Here is a 2,437-nt window from a genome sequence, read left to right on the forward strand (position 1 = left end):
TGATACTCCCCAAAAAGTAGTGTGGAGATCAGATCGAAGTTAACGGAAAAAGTTCAAAAAAATCCCCGCCAATTGCTTAGCGGGGATTTGTGTATAAGAGACAGGCTAAGGCGGCCTTTTGTTGCTTGCTCAAACTACTTACGCCATGCCTTGTAAGTATTGATCAAACCATTGGTCGAGCTATCGTGGCTGCTGATATCTTCGGCGCCATCCAGCTCTGGCAGAATCTTGCTGGCTAATTGCTTGCCCAGCTCAACACCCCATTGATCAAAGCTGTAGATATTCCAAATGACACCCTGAACAAAGATTTTGTGCTCATAGAGGGCAATCAAACGACCCAAAGTTGCCGGCGTCATTTCTTTAAACAAAATCGAGTTGGTTGGTCGGTTACCTTCGAATACCTTGTGTGGTACCAAGTCGGCTACATCAGCAGCCGATTTGCCAGCCGCAGCAAACTCGGCTTCAACTTGTTCTTTGTTTTTGCCGAACGCCAATGCCTCTGTCTGAGCGAAGAAGTTGGCTAGCAATTTCGGGTGGTGATCGCCAATTGGGTTCTTGCTATTGGCCGGAGCCAAGAAGTCACAAGGGATCAGTTTGGTGCCTTGGTGAATCAACTGGTAGAAAGCGTGCTGGCCATTGGTGCCTGGCTCACCCCAAATGATTGGGCCAGTCTGGTAGTTCACCACATCGCCATCACGTGTCACGTATTTACCATTACTTTCCATGTTGCCTTGCTGGAAGTAGGCGGCAAAGCGATGCATGTACTGGTCGTACGGCAAAATTGCTTCAGAATCGGCATCAAAGAAGTTGCCGTACCAAATACCCAATAACGCCATCAATACCGGCACGTTTTCGCTAAAATCGGCTTGCTGCAAGTGCAAATCAACTTCATGGGCACCCTGCAAAATTTCTTCAAAACGGTCATAACCAATGGTTAGCGCAATGGACAAACCAATGGCGCTCCACAAGCTGTAACGACCGCCGACCCAATCCCAGAATTCGAACATGTTGGCAGCATCAATACCAAAGTCAACGACGGCATCTTTGTTGGTCGACAAGGCAGCAAAATGCTTGGCAACATGGGCTTCATCACCAGCAGCATTGATGAACCAATCACGCGCACTATGGGCGTTGGTCATGGTTTCTTGGGTGGTGAACGTTTTGGAAGCAATCAAGAACAAGGTTGTCTCTGGGTCAACGTTCTTGAGGATTTCGACGATGTGAGTGCCATCAACGTTAGACACAAAGTGAGGCGTAATGCCTTTATCCCAGTTTGATTTGAGTGACTCAGTGACCATCACAGGACCCAAGTCTGAGCCGCCGATACCAATGTTTACCACATCGGTAATCGCCTTGCCGGTGTAGCCAGTCCATGCGCCTGAGTGAACTTTTTCACAGAAGGCTTTCATTTTTGCTAGTTCGGCATTGACCAGAGGCATAACATTTTCGCCATCGACCAATACCTCACTGTTGCTACGGTTACGCAAGGCAGTATGCAGAACCGCACGATTTTCAGTGGCGTTGATTTTGTCGCCAGCAAACATAGCAGCAATCGCTTGCTTCAGTTCAGTTTGCTCAGCCAAAGCCAAAAGCTTGCTTAAGGTTTCGTCATTAATCAGGTTTTTCGAATAGTCGAACAGAATATCTTGAAACTGCAACGAGTATTTGTTGAAGCGGTCAGCATCGCCATCGAACAAGTCTTTAATGGTGGTGGCTCTCATGGCTTCGGCATGTTGGCCGAGTTCTGACCAAGCCTGAGTTTGACTTGGATTGATTGACTTAAGCATGGGTTCTCCTCTAATTAGAGCTTCTGAGCTAGCAAGACACACCGATTGAGCAAGCCGTTGGACCTGCACACACCAAATAGTTATAGATAGAAAGTGACGGTATGCCCTTTAAAAAACTGATTTTTCTTTCCGGCAACCATTGCTCCCTTGCAATGCTGCAGGGAAAAGATAGCAGAGAGGGTCGCATATTATTAAATTTAGTCCTTGATCTCACCCCTTTTAACTGCGAATGAGCGTTGTCACATAATCGCAACAATTGTCGTTTAATTTTCATCCTGCTGTGATATCACGGCTTTGTCACTTGATAGTGACCTCGCTACAGTTTTAAGCATTATTTGGGGACTGCACGATGGAACGATTGGAATTTGGTTACTCAGACAACTCATACGACAAACCGGGCCGCACCACTCGCAATAAGCGCAAATGGCGCGAAATCGAATCTCTCAAAGAAAAATACCGCTTAAAGAAAGAACTCGAAGAACTCGATTGGGCCGGCGACTTCGGCTCAGGCGATCTTGAGCTGTAAACAAAAGCCCCGCTAAACGGCAATGCTGATCAGTTAAGGATCGGTTGACCGATCTTCTGAACATAGGACAATCCGGTTTCCCCTTATGGAGCCGGATTTTTTTATGTCTATTACTGCCGTCCTC

Annotated in this window: 2 protein-coding genes; one reads left to right on the forward strand and one right to left on the reverse strand. The window is 46.9% G+C overall.

Going from position 1 to position 2,437, the window contains the following annotated elements:
• Positions 1-134: 134 nt before the first annotated feature.
• The gene (gene pgi, locus CBE68_RS18545) at positions 135-1,787 is read right to left on the reverse strand and encodes a glucose-6-phosphate isomerase (RefSeq protein WP_087507713.1); all 1,653 of its coding nucleotides are present in this window, start codon (positions 1,785-1,787) and stop codon (positions 135-137) included.
• Between the two features lie 349 nt (positions 1,788-2,136).
• Between pgi and CBE68_RS18550 the strand changes: the two genes are divergently transcribed.
• On the forward strand, positions 2,137-2,313 hold the full coding sequence (locus CBE68_RS18550) for a DUF3545 family protein (protein WP_087507714.1): 177 nt from the start codon (positions 2,137-2,139) through the stop codon (positions 2,311-2,313).
• Positions 2,314-2,437 lie beyond the last annotated feature (124 nt).

It is taken from the genome of Neiella marina (assembly GCF_002165625.1).
GTDB classification, from domain to species: Bacteria; Pseudomonadota; Gammaproteobacteria; order Enterobacterales; family Neiellaceae; genus Neiella; species Neiella marina.